The organism is Corallococcus macrosporus (assembly GCF_017302985.1).
Classification (GTDB): Bacteria; Myxococcota; Myxococcia; order Myxococcales; family Myxococcaceae; genus Corallococcus; species Corallococcus macrosporus_A.
This window is the reverse complement of sequence record NZ_JAFIMU010000008.1, coordinates 240,611-254,573: the sequence shown is the minus strand read 5'-3', so window position 1 is coordinate 254,573 and position 13,963 is coordinate 240,611. Positions and strand designations below refer to the sequence as shown.

8 protein-coding genes and 6 tRNA genes are annotated in these 13,963 nt (G+C 66.4%); 12 read left to right on the top strand and 2 right to left on the bottom strand.

Annotation, left to right across the window (positions count from 1 at the left end):
• Positions 1–60: 60 nt before the first annotated feature.
• From JYK02_RS27835 to JYK02_RS27815, 5 genes are all read left to right on the top strand, one after another.
• Positions 61–134 (top strand) — tRNA-Pro (locus JYK02_RS27835).
• 40 nt (positions 135–174) lie between these two features.
• Positions 175–248 (top strand) — tRNA-Arg (locus tag JYK02_RS27830).
• A gap of 97 nt (positions 249–345) precedes the next feature.
• A tRNA-His gene (locus JYK02_RS27825) sits at positions 346–419 on the top strand.
• A 15-nt stretch (positions 420–434) separates the two neighbouring features.
• Positions 435–508, top strand: a tRNA-Arg gene (locus JYK02_RS27820).
• A gap of 175 nt (positions 509–683) precedes the next feature.
• Positions 684–1,961, top strand: a complete 1,278-nt coding sequence (locus JYK02_RS27815) for a trypsin-like serine peptidase (protein WP_207055594.1) — start codon at positions 684–686, stop codon at positions 1,959–1,961.
• A gap of 95 nt (positions 1,962–2,056) precedes the next feature.
• Here JYK02_RS27815 and JYK02_RS27810 read toward each other — a convergent pair whose 3' ends face one another.
• Both JYK02_RS27810 and bet read right to left on the bottom strand, forming a co-directional pair.
• Positions 2,057–3,280 carry a hypothetical protein gene (locus JYK02_RS27810; protein ID WP_207055593.1) on the bottom strand — a complete coding sequence of 408 codons (1,224 nt, stop codon included), beginning with the start codon at positions 3,278–3,280 and terminating at the stop codon, positions 2,057–2,059.
• Between the two features lie 283 nt (positions 3,281–3,563).
• On the bottom strand, positions 3,564–4,694 hold the full coding sequence (gene bet / locus JYK02_RS27805; RefSeq protein ID WP_207055638.1) for a phage recombination protein Bet: 1,131 nt from the start codon (positions 4,692–4,694) through the stop codon (positions 3,564–3,566).
• Positions 4,695–5,010: 316 nt separating this feature from the next.
• On the opposite strand from bet, the gene JYK02_RS27800 reads away from it, so the two are divergent.
• The 7 genes from JYK02_RS27800 to lon all read left to right on the top strand — a co-directional run bounded on the left by JYK02_RS27800 (position 5,011) and on the right by lon (position 13,892).
• Positions 5,011–5,083 (top strand) — tRNA-Lys (locus tag JYK02_RS27800).
• Between the two features lie 133 nt (positions 5,084–5,216).
• A tRNA-Leu gene (locus JYK02_RS27795) sits at positions 5,217–5,298 on the top strand.
• Between the two features lie 104 nt (positions 5,299–5,402).
• Complete coding sequence (tig, locus tag JYK02_RS27790; RefSeq protein ID WP_207055592.1) at positions 5,403–6,680, top strand: trigger factor; 1,278 nt, start codon at positions 5,403–5,405, stop codon at positions 6,678–6,680.
• 48 nt (positions 6,681–6,728) lie between these two features.
• The gene (gene clpP / locus JYK02_RS27785; protein WP_207055591.1) at positions 6,729–7,349 is read left to right on the top strand and encodes an ATP-dependent Clp endopeptidase proteolytic subunit ClpP; all 621 of its coding nucleotides are present in this window, start codon (positions 6,729–6,731) and stop codon (positions 7,347–7,349) included.
• A gap of 235 nt (positions 7,350–7,584) precedes the next feature.
• Positions 7,585–8,868, top strand: coding sequence for an ATP-dependent Clp protease ATP-binding subunit ClpX (gene clpX, locus JYK02_RS27780; RefSeq protein WP_014394869.1), 1,284 nt, complete (start codon positions 7,585–7,587; stop codon positions 8,866–8,868).
• A 180-nt stretch (positions 8,869–9,048) separates the two neighbouring features.
• Positions 9,049–11,244 (top strand): prolyl oligopeptidase family serine peptidase, encoded by a 2,196-nt coding sequence (locus JYK02_RS27775; RefSeq protein WP_242589283.1) that lies wholly within the window; start codon positions 9,049–9,051, stop codon positions 11,242–11,244.
• 194 nt (positions 11,245–11,438) lie between these two features.
• Positions 11,439–13,892 carry an endopeptidase La gene (gene lon, locus JYK02_RS27770; protein WP_207055590.1) on the top strand — a complete coding sequence of 818 codons (2,454 nt, stop codon included), beginning with the start codon at positions 11,439–11,441 and terminating at the stop codon, positions 13,890–13,892.
• Positions 13,893–13,963: the final 71 nt, after the last annotated feature.

Below are 13,963 nucleotides of genomic sequence, written 5' to 3'. Positions count from 1 at the left end.
GGCGTCAGGAACAGCAAGCTTGCGCGTCCGTCCGCGTTGGGCGAAGAATGCGGCACTTCTCGGGGCGTAGCGCAGCCTGGTAGCGCACCTGCCTTGGGCGCAGGGGGTCGGAGGTTCGAATCCTCTCGCCCCGATTTGAAGTGCTTGTGGTGTTTCAGCAGTCAGGACGGGCCAGCTCCAGTAGCTCAGCTGGATAGAGCACCGACCTTCTAAGTCGGGGGTCGCAGGTTCGAGTCCTGCCTGGGGCGCAAATCTGCTGGCTGGGGAATGATTTGGGCCTTGAACGGCCCCGGTTTCCACGGTAGGAGACCGCCGCATCAACGCCGTGTGACGTGCGAAGTGACGGCGAATGTAGCTCAACTGGTTAGAGCGCCGGACTGTGACTCCGGAGGTTGCCGGTTCGATCCCGGTCATTCGCCCTTCTTTGCTTCCCCGCGCCTATAGCTCAACTGGATAGAGCATCGGCCTTCGAAGCCGAGGGTTGGGGGTTCAAGTCCCTCTGGGCGCACTGTCTCAACCCTCTCGAAGCCGCGTCAGCAGCCGCCACCCGGCTCCGCGCTTCGGTCTCCGTGCAGACGCAGTTCCCACGCCATGTGCGGCGCTGGAATCGTTCACGGGGAAATAATTCCTTTCATTGATGTCTGGTTTGTCTAAAAGCCCCCGCGCTTTCCGTGAAGGGGACTATGACAAACAAGACGAACGTGGCGCGTTGGGGCGCCTCGCGAAGTGTGGCGCTGTGGATGGCGGTTGTGTCTGGGCTGTCGGCCGGGGCGTGTGGATCCTCGGAGGAGGCTCCTGATGCCGTCGAGCTGCGCAGCCGCAAGGACCGCGCCTATGATTGGACCGACGACCGCACGGATGTCTACGCCCATCCGGATCCCGCGTTGGTTGACCTCGCGCTCCACTCCACTCCCATTTACGGGTCCGCGACACCCGCGTCCGTCGCGGCGAGCCCGACGCTGGGGGCCAAGTACAACCTCTGCCCCACCGAGCGCTTCCTCAACGACCCGACAGTGGGCTCCTGCTCGGGGGTGCTCGTGGATGATGACCTGATCCTGACGGCAGGGCACTGCTTCACCGGTTCGATCGTCGGGAGCAAATGGTCGTTTGGCTATTACAGGCCCTCCGCGACGACAGTGGCGACCGTGACCAGTGAGGATATCTTCACGGTCAGCGAGGTCGTCCTGATGGGAGGGTCCACCGACCCGAATGACTATGCATTCGTGCGACTGGATCGGTCTGCCACACCGCGCTTCACCCCTGCAAGGGTGGCCTTTGGTACCTATCCGCTCTCGTTCGGGGCCCCTGTTGCAACGATTGGATCGTCTTCAGGGATGCCATTGAAGATTGATTCGGGTGGGACGGTGCGGTCGACCGGAACGAGCGGCTCTTTTTATGAAGTGAGCCTGGATATCTTCCGGGGCAATTCGGGAGGAGCGGTCTACGCGCGCGACGGCAATACCGTTGTTGCCGTGGTGACCGGCGCGAGGGGAGGGGAGTACGTAGACGGCCCGACGGGTACCTGTAAGGTGGCTGCCCAGTCGACGCTGGTCCCGACGGGGGTAGGAACTGTGATCCGCCCCATGCTGAATGCCCTCTGCGCCACTCCGGGCTTCACCAGCAATCGCCTCTGCTTCAAGTTCAAGGGCGCGATCGAGGGCATCGACAGCGCGGGCTGGGTGACGGGGTGGGTCTTCGACCGCAGGACGCCGGAGGCGCCGCTCACGGTCACCGTGAACCTCACCCGGACATCATTTCCCATGACGGGCACGACCTTCACCGTCCAGACCGACCAGCTCCGGCCGGACATCAACCGGCAGTTCGGGCTCACGGGGAACCATGGTTTCCGGTTCCAGATCCCCTCTTCGTACTTCAATGGCTCGGGCATCGTGGGGGTCACCGTGCCGGATACGTCATACCCGTATACCTACAACCTGCCAGGCGGCCCGATGTACTACTAGGGCCCGTGGTGGATGGGACCGCCCATCCGGGACTGAAGACGCCCGCGTTTCCCTTCAGGGAACGCGGGCGTTGTTCATCTCCGGTGGGAACGCCTCTACTGGAGCAGCCTCGGCCAGTACCGGACCTTGCAGTGCAGTCCCCACTCCGGCTGCGGGTCATCCGGCCCTGGGTTGCCGGGGCTCCCCATGTACTTCGAGCTCAGCGGCTCGACCACCGTCCCGTCGGCGCCCAGCATCAGGTGCTCGCAGAAATAGGAGGCATCGTCGGAGGTGGTGGGGAACGGAAGCGTGCCGCATGAACTGCCCGTCGGCGAGACGAGCTCCGCCTGCCGCTCGCAGATGGAGTAGCCCACCTGGGTGACGGAAGGCCGGAAGTAGCCCTTGCCTCCCGGAAGCCGCAGGAGGGGCCGTTCCGCTCCCCGGGCGAGCCACTCAGGCGCGGGGCCTGCCTCGGGCTTGAGGGATTCGAAGGCCGCGGCCCACGTCCTCGCGCCGTGGTTGACGGCCAGGAACAGCCCTTCCTTCGCCTGGGGCATGAGCTCGTAGCTGCCGGATGGGGCCTGGGCCAGCGCGAGGAAGGACTGACCGGGCTGACCGTCGCCGTCCACCCACAGCCCCTCCACCGTCGAAGGACCGAATTGGGTGTCACCCGCCGCCAGCACCAGGGTGTTTCCCCGGGCATCCACGCCCACGGCGCTCAGGGGCGCGCTCAGGGAGACGGGGAGGATCCAGCGGGTCTCGCCGCGCACGTCGTAGGCCTTGAGGGTCCCATCCGCGAGGACCGCCCGGAGCCCGCCCGCCGGATCCACCGACGTCAGCACGATCTCCGCCGCTTCGTTCGGCTGCTGGCGGGCATACGAGGTGGGCCCGTCGACGAACAGCAGCCACTGGGGGACGTCCTGGATGGGGTCGGTGATGCCCAGCATCCCTCCGGGCTGCGCGGTCGCGACGAAGTCGTTCACGTTGTACCAGGTGAGCGAACTTCCGGAGCGCGTCGCGATCTCGAAGGTCACGCCGTTGCCTCGCAGGACCAGCGCGCCGCCCACGCCATCCGGCGCGGAGGCCGAGCACGAGACGTATTTGTCGCCTTGATGGCTCCAGGCCTCGAATGCCGCGAGCTGCTGCTGCGAAACGCTCGGGACCCCTTCGCACGCCGTGGGGTCAGGCTGTTCCTGCGGAGGCGGAGTCGGAGGGGGCTCCTGCTCGGATGGAACAACCACCTCGGGCTGCTGCTCGGAAGGATTGCCCGTCTCCACCGGAGCGGGCTTTGGAGCCTCCTCTCCGGTGACGCTGCCTGGATCCGGAGCCCCGGTATCCACCTCTTGGGGACTCTCCGTTGGCCCCGCCATGGAACTCGCTGGCGCGGAGTTTCCGCAACCCGCGCCCACGCCACTCGCGAACAACCCCGCCACGATGAACCGCCATGCCCTACGCCCGACCATGTGCCCTGCTCCATCTGGTCAATGTCCTTGACCGAGAGTGCAGGTGGAGACGCGCAGCGTGGAATGCAAGGGCGCGCCAGGGATTGTTCCGCGCGGCAAGGAAAAACGCCCGCGCCCCTCTTCGGGACGCGGGCGTTGATCAACTCAGCGAACGACGGCCTCAGGCCTCCGGGTTCGTCCCGGCGCCGTCCTTGGAGGACGGCACGCGGCAGCGCAGCTCCGTCTCAGCCTCCAGCGCGGTGAGGTTCTCGCGCATGGCCTTCGCCCACCGGGCGCGCGGCTGCTCCATCAGCTTCTCGTGCGCCAGGTCGATGGTCTCGCTCAGCTCGTCGTCGGACAGCTCCGACGTCGTCTTGCCCTTGTACGGACCGAACGCCACGACCACCGCGCTCGCCTTCGGACGCTCGGGGGCCTTCTCCACGGGCACCGCCGCCACCGGAGCGGGGGAGGGCGCCAGGGGCAGGTCCACGTCCAGCCTCGGCTCCTCCTTCTCCGGAGCCCGGGCCGCCTCCACCGCCACGGCCTTGGAAGCCTCCGCGGGAGCGGGGGCCGGGGCCAGGGTGGGGAAGGACGCCTTCACCGGGCCGGGCTTCGAGCCCAGCACCTCGTAGGAACCGGACGCGGGGGCCGGCTCGTCGTGCAGACCGGGCAGGCCCGGACCGGCGCCGTGCGAGTCGTACTCCTCGGCCGGCATCTCCTCGCGCACGTACAGTCCGCCGAAGGCCTCCGGGTACGCCTTGCGCAGCGCCGCCACGCGGGCGCACTTCTCGATCATCGTCGTGGGAATCTTGGCCCAGAGCGGCGTCTGCTGGACGTAGCCGGAGAAGTCCAGCCAGACGACGACCGGGAGCTTCCCCTCGCGCACCACGCGCGACCAGGCACCCACGAGGGCGCCCTTGCGCTTGGCCGGGTTGAAGCGGTGCACCACCTCACCCTTGCCCTGGTCCACGACGATTTCGTCCTCGGCGAACACCGCGCTCGCCTGGATGCCCTTGAAGTCCGGGAAGCGCTCCGCGCGGGCGAGCATGCCGGCCTCGGAGGGCTGGAACTCGTACTTCGTCACCCAGTTGGGGCGCTCGCGGTTTCCGATGTTCTGGCGGCGCGCCACGCAGAACGCTTCCTTCAGGAGCGGATCCAACCCGCTGCGTTTGCACTGCTCGATGAAGAGGGCGAACTCGTCCTCGCTGATGCCCCGGGGGCAGATGGTCCGCTTCACCAGCTCCACCCGCTCGCGGTTCCAGGCCGCACCCTGCGGCGACGTCGTTCCGTCCGCCTTCCCATTCGCTTCGATCACGCTCATGTCCCGCATCCACGCTCTCCGATAAGGACGGACGACCCTCGCCCGCCCACCTGGTTGCTTCCCTCGACGCGCTCCGGGCCCTGCTACAGGCCTGCAGCGCGAAAAAGGGGCATGGATCAACATGCGAGCCGGGCCGACCCTTCGCATCGCTTCCGGGGGCCCTGGATGGTCGGCCGCACGCCGGGCATCCGGTTCCGACGCGGAGAATGGCAGGAGGGTGCAAAAACGTTTTGACAGGGCGGGCGGCGCCCGGTATTCACCGCGCCACCTCGGACGTCGCGCAGCCAACGCGGCCGAACGCAAAGCCGGGAGCGTAGCTCAATTGGCAGAGCAATGGACTCTTAATCCATAGGTTGTGGGTTCGATTCCCTCCGCTCTCACTCGCAGGGCCCCTTCTGGAAACGGAAGGGGCCCTGTGTCTTTTCCGGCATCCCCCTGGCCCACGGGCGTGGGTGGGAAAGCCCCTGTCGTCCACGGACGTTTCGGAGTAGGACGGCGGTCGCGCGACGCGTCGGGCGGGTGGCGAAACTGGTAGACGCGCCAGACTTAGGATCTGGTACCGCAAGGTGTGAGGGTTCGAGTCCCTCCTCGCCCATTTCGCGTTGACCCGTTCGTGCCTATCCCCTAAAGCCGCACGTCCCACTTTCCGGTTGCCGCCCCGGGACGCGAAGGCCCGTGGAGGCGGCGAGCGAGGCCCGCATGAAGGTCCAGGTCGAAGAGCTCTCTCCCATCGAGAAGAAGCTCTCCATCGAGGTCGACAACGCCCGCGTTGCTGAGGAGCTCAACCGCGCGTACGCCGCGCTCAGCGGTCAGGTGCGCCTGCCCGGCTTCCGCCAGGGCAAGGTCCCCCGCCGCATCCTCGAGCAGAAGTACCGCGAGCAGGTGGAGGACGACGTCATCCAGCGCGTCGTCCAGCGCGCCTACCTGGATGCCGTGCGCGAGCACAAGGTGGAGGCCGTCGCCTCCCCCCAGGTGACCAACTCCGGCCTCAAGCCCGGCGCCCCCTTCAGCTTCGAGGCGCGCGTGGAGGTGAAGCCGAAGGTGGAGGCCAAGGACTTCGAGGGCCTGGCCCTCACCAAGGTGGACACCGCCGTCGCCGACGACGCCGTGAACCAGCAGATTGAGCAGATGCGCCAGAACATGGGCCGCATCGAGCCCGTCACCGACCGCGACGCCGCGGCGCAGGGTGACCAGGTTACCATCGACTTCGAGGCGAAGGTGGACGGCAATGCGTTCCCCGGCAGCAAGGCGGACGGCATTGGCGTGCGCGTGCAGGATGGCGACCTCATCCAGGGCAACATCCCGCAGCTGGCGGGCGTGAAGGTCGGCGAGTCCAAGGACGTCGAGTACACCTTCGCCCAGGACTACCAGGCCGAAGAGGTCCGCGGGAAGACGGCCGTCTTCCACATCACCGTCAAGGAGCTGAAGAAGCCGGTGGTGCCGGAGCTCAACGACGACTTCGCCAAGGAGACGGGCGTCGCGCAGACGGTGGACGAGCTGCGCGCCAAGGTCCGCTCGGACCTGGAGAAGGCCAAGAAGAACCAGGCCACCGTGGACGAGCGCGACGCGCTCATCAAGGCGCTGCTGGAGAAGAACCCGTTCGACGTGCCCCGCGCCATGGTGGAGCGCGCCATCGACTCCATGATGGAGGGCGCCTTCCGCCAGATGCAGCGTCAGGGCATCGACCCGCGCCAGCTGGGCCTGGACTTCAACCGCCTGCGCGACGAGATGCGGGAGAAGGCCACCCTGGAGGTGAAGGGCACGCTGCTGTTCGAGGCCATCGCCCAGCAGCAGAACATCCAGGCGTCCGACGAAGAGGTGGAGAAGCGCATCGAGGACCTCGCCATCGAGGCCAACCAGCCGGTCGCCCAGGTGAAGAAGTACTTCAAGGGCCCGGACGAGCGCCTTGGGTTGTCTCTGCGACTTCGCGAGGAAAAGACGATTGAATTCCTCAAGGGCCGGGCGAAGTATTCTTGAGGCTTTTCCTTCAAGTCTTCGTAAGTCCCTTCTAGAGGTCCATCCGACATGCCCTTCATGCCCGTCCCCTACGTCATCGAGCAGACCCACCGGGGTGAGCGCTCGTACGACATCTACAGCCGGCTCCTGAAGGACCGCATCGTCATGCTAGGAACGGAGATCGACGATGACGTGGCCAACGCCATCGTCGCCCAGCTCCTGTTCCTGGAGTCCGAGGACCCGGACAAGGACATCAACCTCTACATCAACTCGCCCGGCGGGTCGGTGACGGCGGGCCTCGCCATCTACGACACGATGCAGTACGTCAAGGCGCCTGTCTCCACCATCTGCGTGGGGCAGGCGGCCTCCATGGGCGCCGTGCTGCTGCTCGCCGGCGCGAAGGGCAAGCGCTACTCGCTGCCCTCCAGCCGCATCATGATCCACCAGCCGCTCGGCGGCGCGCGCGGTCAGGCGACGGACATCGAAATCCAGGCCCGCGAAATCCTCCGGATGAAGGCGAAGCTCAACGAGCTCATCGTCAAGCACACCGGCCAGACGATCGAGCGCGTGGAGAAGGACACGGACCGCGACTACTTCATGGGCGCCGCGGAGGCGAAGGCGTACGGCATCCTCGACGCCATCCAGGACCCGCGGAAGGTCGTGGGCGTGAAGCCGGAAGAGAAGAAGTAGACACACCGACATCCGAACGTGCCGGGGTGACAACCACCCGGCCGGCGGCCGGGGGTGCTGGGAATCTTCTCCCGCGCCTCCGGCCTTCTCGTTTCTCCCGTCACCGGCATTTTCCCCTTGTTAAGTACCCGGAAGGTGCGTGGACGTTCCGGATGGGGGCTGACTAGATTGGACGCAGGGGCAGGGGACCGGACGCGAAGCGGGTTGGGGCCTTTCAGGCGCAGCGAGGGATTTCATGGCGGGTAAGAACGTGGAGAAGCGAGACAACCAGACCCTCTGCTGCTCCTTCTGCGGCAAGTCGCAGAAGGAGGTGAAGAAGCTCATCGCGGGCCCGACGGTCTACATCTGCGACGAGTGCATCGGGCTGTGCAACGACATCATCGCGGAGGAGATCGACCGCGAGGAGACCAAGGACACCAAGCTGCGCATCCCCCGGCCCTCTGAAATCAAGGCCGTGCTGGACGAGTACGTGGTGGGCCAGGAGCGCGCGAAGAAGACGCTCTCAGTGGCGGTGCACAACCACTACAAGCGCATCGAGTCCAAGGTCGCGATGGACGACGTGGAACTGCAGAAGAGCAACATCCTGCTGCTCGGCCCCACGGGCTCCGGCAAGACGCTGCTCGCGCAGACGCTGGCGCGCATCCTCAACGTGCCCTTCACCATCGCGGACGCCACGTGCCTCACGGAGGCCGGCTACGTCGGCGAGGACGTGGAGAACATCATCGTCAACCTGCTCCAGGCCGCGGACCACGACATCGAGCGCGCGCAGCGGGGCATCGTCTACATCGACGAAATCGACAAGATCGCCCGCAAGTCGGAGAACCCCTCCATCACGCGCGACGTGAGCGGCGAGGGCGTGCAGCAGGCGCTGCTGAAGATCATCGAAGGCACGGTGGCCAACGTCCCGCCCAAGGGTGGCCGCAAGCACCCCCAGCAGGAGTTCCTGCAGGTGGACACCACCAACATCCTCTTCATCTGCGGCGGCGCGTTCGGCGGCCTGGAGCAGGTGATTGAACGCCGCCTGGGTGGCCGCAGCCTGGGCTTCGGCGCGGAGATCCAGTCGCGCAAGCAGCGCAACCTGAGTGAGCTGCTCAAGCACGTGGAGCCGGAGGACCTGCTCAAGTTCGGCATGATTCCGGAGTTCATCGGCCGTCTGCCCATCATCACCGCGCTGGAGGAGCTGGACGAAGGCGCGCTCGTGAACATCCTGGGCGAGCCCAAGAACGCGCTCACCAAGCAGTACCGCAAGCTCTTCGAGCTGGACGGCGTGTCGCTGAAGTTCACCGACGGGGCCCTGAAGGCCATCGCGTCGGAGGCCATCCGCCGCAAGGCGGGCGCGCGCGGCCTGCGCTCCATCCTGGAGACGGCCATGCTGGACGTGATGTACGAAATCCCGTCCCGCAAGACGGCCCGCGAGGTGCTCATCTCCGAGGAGGTCATCCTCAAGAAGAGCGAGCCCGTCGTCCTGCACTCGCAGGACAACAAGGAGACGCCAGAGCCGAAGAAGGAATCGGCCTGAGCGAAGGCATCCCCTAGGGGCTCGCAAGGGCCTGAAGAGGATGACGGGGCGCGTCACGGTCTTGACCGGGGCGCGCCCTGTGTCTTTCCAGGGCGTCCAGGCGGGGGAGGCGGGGCGCACTTTTTCCGGGCTGGGAACGGGGGCTTCTTGTATCTGCTGTCCCCCATGAGAAAGCTCCTCATGCCTGCCCTGCTGTCGCTCGTGGCCTGCACCTCGACGAAGGAAGCCACGCGCGAAGAGGCCCCTGCCTCCGCGTCTTCCCACACGAAGGGCGACAGCGCTCCGGCCCGGGAGGGCCCTTCCCGCATGGCCTACCCGGCGACCCGTTCCGAAGCGGTGGTGGACACGCTGCACGGCCAGCAGGTGGCGGACCCGTACCGCTGGCTGGAGGACGAGAAGGCCCCGGAGGTCCAGGCCTGGATGAAGACGCAGGACGGCTTCACCCGTGACGCGCTGGCGAAGATGCCGGGCCGCGACGCGCTGGCGAAGCGCTTCACGGAGCTGTTCTACGTGGACTCGGTGACGGCGCCGTTCCGCCGGGGCAACCGCTTCTTCTACATGCGGACCCACAAGGACAAGGAGAAGGCCATCGTCTACTGGAAGGACGGCGAGTCCGGACAGGAGAAGGTGCTGCTGGACCCGAACGAGATGAGCAAGGCGGCCCCGGTGTCCCTGGGCCGCTGGGTGCCGTCGTGGGACGGCAAGCGCGTGGCCTTCCCGGTGCGCCCCAACGCCGCGGACGAGGCCACCCTGCACGTCATCGACGTGGACACCGGCGAGTGGTCCAAGGTCGACGTGATTGAGGGCGCGAAGTACGCCAACACGAACTGGACCCCGGACGGCAAGGGCTTCTACTACGAGTGGCTGCCCACGGACCCCTCCATCCCGGTGGACGCGCGCCCGGGCTACACCACGCTCAAGTTCCACAAGCTGGGCGAGGACCCGAAGAAGGACGTCGTCGTGCACGAGCGCACGGGCGACCCCACCACGTTCCTCCAGGGCGACCTGTCCCGCGACGGCAAGTACCTCTTCGCGTCCATCCTGCGCGGCTGGAGCGAGAACGACGTCTACTGGAAGCACCCGGCGGAGAAGGACTGGCGGCTGCTCGTGAAGGGCAAGGGCGCCAAGTACAACGTCCTCGCCTGGAAGGACCGCTTCTACGTCGTCACCGACGAGGGCGCCCCGCGCCAGCGCATCTTCGCCGTGGACCCGAAGAAGACCGAGCGCGCGAACTGGAAGGAGCTGGTGCCCGAGGACCCCAAGGCGACGCTGGAGAGCGTGTCGCTGGTGGGCGGCCACCTGGCGCTGGAGTACCTCAAGGACGTGACGACGGAGCTGCGCATCACCACGCTGGAGGGCAAGCCGGTGCGCACCGTGCAGCTGCCGGGCGTGGGCGCCGCCAGCAACCTGACGGGCCTGGAGGACCAGGACGACGCCTACTTCTCCTACAGCTCCTTCACCACGCCCCGGCAGGTGTACCGGACGTCCGTGAAGAGCGGGAAGGTGGACCTGTGGGCGAAGGTGGAAGTGCCCATGGACCCGGACGCGTACACCACGGAGCAGGTCTTCTACACGTCGAAGGACGGCACGAAGGTGCCCATGTTCCTCGTGTACAAGAAGGGCCTGAAGAAGGACGGCTCCGCGCCCACGCTCCTGTACGGGTACGGCGGCTTCCTCGTCAGCATGCAGCCCTCCTTCCGCGCGAGCATCCTGCCCTGGCTGGACGCGGGCGGCGTCTACGCGGTGGCCAACCTGCGCGGCGGCGGTGAGTACGGCACCGCGTGGCACGAGGCGGGCAAGGGCGCGAACAAGCAGAACGTCTTCGACGACTTCGCCGGCGCGGCCGAGTACCTGGCGAAGGAGAAGTACACTCAAGCCAAGAAGCTGGCCATCTACGGCGGCAGCAACGGCGGCCTCCTGGTGGGCGCGGCCATGACGCAGCGCCCGGAGCTGTACGGCGCGGTGGTGTGCGGCGTGCCGCTCCTGGACATGGTTCGCTTCCACCTGTTCGGCAGCGGGCGGACGTGGGTGCCGGAGTACGGGTCGGCGGAGGACGCCGGGCAGTTCAAGACCCTGTACGCCTATTCGCCCTACCACCACGTGCGGCAGGACGTGCAGTACCCGGCGCTCCTGATGATGAGCTCCGACCACGACGACCGCGTGGACCCCATGCACGCGCGCAAGTTCGTGGCGGCGGTGCAGAACGCGAAGGGCAATGCGGCGCCCACGTTGCTACGCATTGAGGCCAACGCGGGCCACGGAGGGGCGGACCAGGTGGCCAAGGCCATCGAGTCCAGCGTCGACATGTACGCCTTCCTCTTCCAGGTCCTGGGCGTGGCACGGCCGGATGCAGGGGTAGCGGCCGAGAGCCGTTAGAATCGGGGCAGGACACAGTCCTGCCTCCCGGTGTTCCCTTGATGGCAGGGGGCAGGCCCCCAATCTTGTGACGGGAACGGGGCCTGCGACCGGCGTGTTATAGAGCGGTGTTTCACCCTGCATGCGCGCTTGGGCGGCATGTGGGCAACTCTTGAAGGGCCTGCCTGTCTGGCAGGCCAGCGGGTGGCGGATACATGTTCTTCGGACGTGACGACAAGAAGGAAGCCCAGAAGCGGGGCCTCACCATCCCGCTCTTGCCCCTTCGGGACATCATCGTGTTCCCGCACATGGTCGTTCCGCTGTTCGTCGGCCGGGAGAAGTCCATCGCGGCGCTGAAGGACGCGATGGCCCACAAGGGTCCGGATGACAAGGCGGTCATCCTGCTGGCCGCCCAGAAGAAGGCCAAGACGAACGACCCCTCGCCCGACGACATCTTCCACTTCGGCACCATCGGCCACCTCATCCAGCTCCTCCCGCTGCCCGACGGCACGATGAAGGTCCTGGTGGAGGGCGTGCGCCGCGCCAAGGTGAAGAAGTTCCACCCCAACGACTCGTTCTTCATGGTCGAGGTGGACGAGGTCGAAGAGCAGCTGGAGAAGAGCGTGGAGCTGGAGGCGCTGGTGCGCTCCGTCCACTCCGTCTTCGAAGCCTTCGTGAAGCTCAACAAGCGCATCCCGCCGGAGATGCTGATGCAGGTCGCCAGCATCGACGACCCGGCGCGCCTGGCGGACACCATCGTCGCGCACCTGTCGCTGAAGCTGAACGACAAGCAGGCGCTGCTCGAGACGGAGTCCCCGGCCAAGCGCCTGGAGAAGCTCTACGAGCTGATGCAGGGCGAGATCGAGATCCTCCAGGTGGAGAAGAAGATCCGCACGCGCGTCAAGAAGCAGATGGAGAAGACCCAGAAGGAGTACTACCTGAATGAGCAGATGCAGGCCATTCAGAAGGAACTGGGTGAGCGCGACGAGTTCAAGAACGAGATCCAGGAGATTGAAGAGAAGCTGAAGAACAAGCGGATGAGCAAGGAGGCCACGCTCAAGGTCAAGAAGGAGCTGAAGAAGCTCCGGATGATGAGCCCGATGAGCGCCGAGGCCACGGTCGTCCGCAACTACATCGACTGGATCATCAGCCTGCCCTGGTACGACGAGACCCAGGACCGGCTGGACGTCACCGAAGCGGAGCGGGTGCTCAACGAGGACCACTACGGCCTGAAGAAGCCGAAGGAGCGCATCCTCGAGTACCTCGCCGTGCAGCAGCTGGTGAAGAAGCTCAAGGGCCCCGTGCTGTGCTTCGTCGGTCCCCCGGGCGTGGGCAAGACGTCGCTCGCGCGCAGCATCGCGCGGGCCACGGGCCGCAAGTTCGTGCGCCTGTCCCTGGGCGGCGTGCGTGACGAGGCCGAAATCCGCGGCCACCGCCGCACGTACATCGGCGCGATGCCGGGCAAGCTCATCCAGTCCCTGAAGAAGGCGGGCAGCAACAACCCCGTGTTCCTCCTGGACGAGATCGACAAGATGTCCACGGACTTCCGTGGCGACCCGAGCGCGGCGCTGCTGGAGGTGCTGGACCCGGAGCAGAACCACAACTTCAATGACCACTACCTGGACCTCGACTACGACCTGTCCAAGGTGATGTTCATCTGTACCGCGAACACGATGCACAACATCCCCGGTCCCCTCCAGGACCGCATGGAAGTCATCCGCATCGCGGGCTACACGGAGCCGGAGAAGCTCTCCATCGCTCGGCGCTACCTCATCCCGAAGGAGCAGGAGGCCAACGGCCTCACGGACCTGAAGATCGAGATCACCAACGACGCGCTGAAGACCATCGTGCACCGCTACACGCGCGAGTCGGGCGTGCGCTCGCTGGAGCGTGAGATTGGCGGCGTGTTCCGCAAGATCGCCCGCGACGTGCTGAAGAACGGCAAGCGGGACCTCATCGAGGTGGACCGCAAGCAGGCGATGAAGTTCCTGGGCACGCCCCGCTTCCGCTACGGCGTGGCGGAGCGCGAGGACCAGGTGGGCATCGTCACGGGCCTCGCGTGGACGGAGCTGGGCGGCGAAATCCTGACCACGGAAGCCACGTCCATGCCGGGCAAGGGCAAGCTCATCATCACCGGCAAGCTGGGCGAGGTGATGCAGGAGTCGGCGCAGGCGGCCATGTCCTACGTGCGCAGCCGCGCGGAGCGCTTCGGCATCGACCGCAAGGTGTTCGAGAACTACGACATCCACGTCCACCTGCCGGAGGGCGCGATTCCCAAGGACGGTCCGTCCGCGGGCGTCACCATGGCCACGGCGCTGGTGAGCGCGCTGACGCGCGTGCCGGTCCGCAAGGACGTGGCGATGACGGGTGAAATCACGCTGCGCGGCCGCGTGCTGCCCATCGGCGGCCTGAAGGAGAAGACGCTGGCGGCGCACCGCGCGGGCATCAAGACGGTCCTGATTCCGAAGGCGAACAAGAAGGACCTGAAGGACATCCCGCTGAAGATCCGCAAGGCGCTGCGCATCGTCCCGGTGGAGTTCGTGGATGACGTGCTGCGTGAGGCGCTCGTCCTGGAGAAGCCGGAGGAGTTCGGCCGCAAGGGCGCCGGGGACAACCTGAAGCCGGGGCTGTCCGTGACGGAGGCCGTGTCCACGCCTTCGCAGGCCTGAGGTTGAGCCTTCGGCCCCTTGAGGGGGCCGGGCAGTGACGAAGCCAGGATGCCGGCCGACCAGGAGTCGCC

Coding starts and splice junctions, on each gene's coding strand:
- JYK02_RS27815 (WP_207055594.1), top strand. CDS start 684: ATGACAAACAAGACGAACGTGGCGCGTTGGGGCGCCTCGCGAAGTGTG.
- clpX (WP_014394869.1), top strand. CDS start 7,585: ATGGCGGGTAAGAACGTGGAGAAGCGAGACAACCAGACCCTCTGCTGC.
- tig (WP_207055592.1), top strand. CDS start 5,403: ATGAAGGTCCAGGTCGAAGAGCTCTCTCCCATCGAGAAGAAGCTCTCC.
- clpP (WP_207055591.1), top strand. CDS start 6,729: ATGCCCTTCATGCCCGTCCCCTACGTCATCGAGCAGACCCACCGGGGT.
- lon (WP_207055590.1), top strand. CDS start 11,439: ATGTTCTTCGGACGTGACGACAAGAAGGAAGCCCAGAAGCGGGGCCTC.
- JYK02_RS27775 (WP_242589283.1), top strand. CDS start 9,049: ATGCCTGCCCTGCTGTCGCTCGTGGCCTGCACCTCGACGAAGGAAGCC.